Origin of the sequence: Solihabitans fulvus (genome assembly GCF_008386585.1) — a bacterium.
GTDB lineage: Bacteria > Actinomycetota > Actinomycetes > Mycobacteriales > Pseudonocardiaceae > Solihabitans > Solihabitans fulvus.
The window spans coordinates 1-3430 of record NZ_VUOB01000147.1 but is presented as its reverse complement, the minus strand read 5'-3'; the positions used below and the strand labels follow the sequence as shown (position 1 = coordinate 3430).

At 70.9% G+C, this 3430-nt stretch carries 4 protein-coding genes; all 4 read left to right on the top strand.

Annotation, left to right across the window (positions count from 1 at the left end):
- Positions 1-45 precede the first annotated feature (45 nt).
- The 4 genes from F0L68_RS40865 to F0L68_RS40850 all read left to right on the top strand — a co-directional run bounded on the left by F0L68_RS40865 (position 46) and on the right by F0L68_RS40850 (position 3332).
- A complete protein-coding gene (locus F0L68_RS40865; protein ID WP_149855294.1) occupies positions 46-921 on the top strand; it encodes a GNAT family N-acetyltransferase in 876 nt (291 codons plus the stop codon).
- 141 nt (positions 922-1062) lie between these two features.
- Positions 1063-1842 (top strand): type 1 glutamine amidotransferase, encoded by a 780-nt coding sequence (locus tag F0L68_RS40860; RefSeq protein ID WP_149855293.1) that lies wholly within the window; start codon positions 1063-1065, stop codon positions 1840-1842.
- Positions 1843-1956: 114 nt separating this feature from the next.
- Entirely contained in the window at positions 1957-3099 is a 1143-nt protein-coding gene (locus F0L68_RS40855; RefSeq protein WP_149855292.1) for an inorganic phosphate transporter, read from the top strand.
- Positions 3100-3110: 11 nt separating this feature from the next.
- Positions 3111-3332 carry a hypothetical protein gene (locus F0L68_RS40850; protein WP_149855291.1) on the top strand — a complete coding sequence of 74 codons (222 nt, stop codon included), beginning with the start codon at positions 3111-3113 and terminating at the stop codon, positions 3330-3332.
- The last annotated feature ends 98 nt before the right edge of the window (positions 3333-3430 follow it).

Sequence of the window (3430 nt, the reverse complement as noted above, 5' to 3'; positions counted from 1 at the left end):
GTTTGGAGAGAAATCTTCGAGCCCCAACGGGCTATTGTCGTTATCGTGGCCGGTGTGGAAGTACGGGTGCACACCAACCTCGAGACGTTCTGGACGCTGGCGCGGCCGCTCTACGCGGCCGACCCCGTCCGGCACACCGTCGTGTTGACCATCGTGGACCGGCTGCTGACGGCACCGGCCACCGACGGCGACGCGCCGCCCGTCCTGGTGACGGTGCACGACAACCACGAGCTGTGCGGTGCCGTGCTGCGCACGCCGCCCTGGTCCCTGATCGCGACCGGGCTTCCCCTCGCCGCCGCAGAGCTGGTGGCCGGCGTGCTGGCTGAGATCGACCCCACACTGCCCGGCGTGAACGGTCCGGTGCCGCAGGCGGAGGCGTTCGCCGCGGCCTGGATGGCGCTCACCGGGATGAGGCAGCGCAGGACCATGGCGATGCGGGTCTACCGGCTTGGCGAGCTGGAGGTCCCGGACACACCCGGCGCTGCGCGAGTCGCCACCCGAGCCGACGTTCCCCAGCTGGCGGCCTGGCACGAGGCCTTCACCGACGAAGCGCTCGACGGTCGGCACAGCAGCCAATCGGCCGAGGAGGCGATTCTCGGTTCGCTGGAGTCCGGCGCCGGCAACCTGCTCTGGGAGCACCACGACGAGGTCGTGGCCTGGGCGGTGGCGAGGCGGCCGACGATGGCGATGTCCCGCATCGGTCCCGTCTACACGCCACCGGAGCGCCGTGGCCGGGGTTACGGGTCGGCAGTCACCGCCGCGGCGTCGCAGTGGGCCATCGACGCTGGCGCGGACGCGGTGGTGTTGAACACGGACCTGGCCAACCCGGTCTCCAACTCCATCTACCAACAGATCGGCTACCGCCCGGTGCTGGACGCGGCCGAACTGGCTTTCCTGCCGGCCCACCCGAGGACCGCGTGACCCGAGGACCGCGTGAGAAGGCCGAGTGACCCGAGGACGACGGACCGCGTGACCCGAGCACGACGTGAACCGCGCACGATATGAACAGGGGACGACCTGACTGGCGTGAGGTCCGCCACGGCCGTGCCCTAACCTGACCGGGTGACGTCCTCTCGGCTCCTGGTCGTGCAGCCATCGGAATGGAACCCGCCGGGCAACCTGGCCGACTGGCTGGTCGCCGCAGGCGCGGAACTCGAGGTGGTTCGCCCCGCCGAGCATCGCCTGCCCGGCCCCCAGGACGAGGACTTCGCCGAGTTCCTCGACGGCTACCAGGGCGTCGTCTGCCTCGGCGGTGAGATGGGCGCCTACGACGACGCCGAGTTCCCCTACCTCGCCGCCGTGCGCGCGCTGCTCGGCAGGGCCGTGAGCAGAGGCGTTCCGGTGCTCGCGATCTGCCTCGGCGCGCAGCTGCTCGCCTCGGCGACCGGCGGTCAGGTTCGGCGCGGCGCTCGCGGCCCCGAGGCCGGCGTGCTGCTGGTCGCCAAGCGCGATGTCACCGCCTACGACCCGCTGTTCAACGACCTGCCGTTCACGCCGGACGTGCTCCAGTTCCACGCCGACGAGATCCACGTGCTGCCGCCGACCGCGGAGCTGCTCGCCGCCTCGCCGAAGTATGACCACCAGGCGTTCCGCGTCGGTTCGACCGCCTACGGGCTCCAGTTCCACATCGAGACGACCCCCGAGATGGTGCTCGACTGGGTGGCGCGCGAGCCGGAGATCGCCGAGCGCGCACGGCCGGGACAGTTCGAGTTGGACGCTCTCGCCGCCGCGCACCAGGACCTCGCGGAGACCTGGCAGCCGTTTGCGGAGCGCTTCGTGCAGCTCACGGCGGGCGAACTCACCCCGGGCCGGCACCTTGGCCGGGATCTTCCCCTGGTGTAGTCGCGGAGTTCACCTGTGTGATGTGTACGGTTCGTACTCGTCTGGGCGCGTGCCATTCCACTCTGGACGGGTAGCGTTCGCTGCGACGTGCCCAGTCCTGCCGGAGGAATCAGGGTGGATCCCTCTCTACTCGTCATCGTCGTCATCGTGACGGCCCTCGCTTTCGACTTCACCAACGGCTTCCACGACACGGCGAACGCGATGGCCACGTCGATCGCCACCGGCGCGCTCCGTCCCCGGGTCGCGGTGGCGTTGGCCGCGGTGTTGAACCTGGTCGGCGCGTTCCTCTCCGTCGAGGTCGCCAAGACGATCTCCGGGGGCATCGTCGACGAGACGAGAATCAGCCCGGCCATCGTGTTCGGCGGCCTGATCGGCGCGATCGTGTGGAACCTGGTCACCTGGTACCTCGGGTTGCCGTCCAGTTCCTCGCACGCCCTGTTCGGCGGGCTGATCGGCGCCGCCTGGATCGCGTCCGGCACCGGCGCGGTGCACTTCGGCAAGATCGTCGAGAAGGTGCTCGTCCCGGCGGTGGCCTCACCGCTGGTCGCCGGCCTGATCGCGATGCTCGCCACCGCCCTGACCTACCGGCTGACCAGGTCCGCCGACCGCCGCGTCGTCACCAAGGGCTTCCGGATCGGACAGGTCGTCTCCGCCGGTCTCGTCTCGCTCGCCCACGGCACCAACGACGCGCAGAAGACGATGGGCGTCATCACCCTGACCCTGATCTCCTCCGGCATGCTGCACGCCGGCGCGGCCCCGCCGACCTGGGTGATCATCAGCGCCGGCACGGCCATCGCGCTCGGCACCTACTTCGGCGGCGGCCGGATCACCCACACCCTCGGCAAGGGCCTGACCACCATCGAGTCGCCGCAGGGCTTCGCCGCGCAGACCAGCGCGGCCACGGTGATCCTGGCGTCCTCGCACCTCGGGTTCGCGTTGTCTACCACGCACGTCAGCTCCGGCGGCATCCTCGGCTCCGGCCTCGGGCGCAGGCTCACCGCGATTCGGTGGAGCGTGGCCGGGCGGATGGCGCTGGCCTGGGTGGTGACGTTGCCGGCTGCCGCCGTGGTCGGCGCGCTGGCCGGCAGGACGGCGTCCGCAGGCGCGGTGGGTGTCGTGGTCGTCGCCGTCGTCGGCGTCGCGGTCGCCGCCGGCATCTACGTCGCGTCGCGGCGCAGGCCGGTCGCGATCGAGGCGGTCAGTGAGGACGTCGCGCTGAAGACCGAACCGCTGCCTACGGCCCAAGCCGCCGCCTGACCGGGAGAGTCGTGCACATCAACTGGACTGGCCTCGGCGAGGTGTTCCTCGTCGCGCTCGGCGCCGTGCTGGCCGTGATGGTCCTGTTCGCGGTCGGCCTCCGGGGCGTGTCGCAGCGCCTCACGGCCAGGGAACGCGGCGCGTCCGGCGCGACCGGCCTGACCGCCGCCGTGCTCTGCTTCGCCGCGTGCGCGGCGATCGTCGGCTACGGCATCCACATGATCGTCGGCTAGTTGCCTCGGGGCCCGGCCGCCACCCGCTTCACGCGATCGCCGGTTGCCGTGCACAACGGGCTACGGTTGGCCGCGATGACCGAGAACAAGTCGGCGCT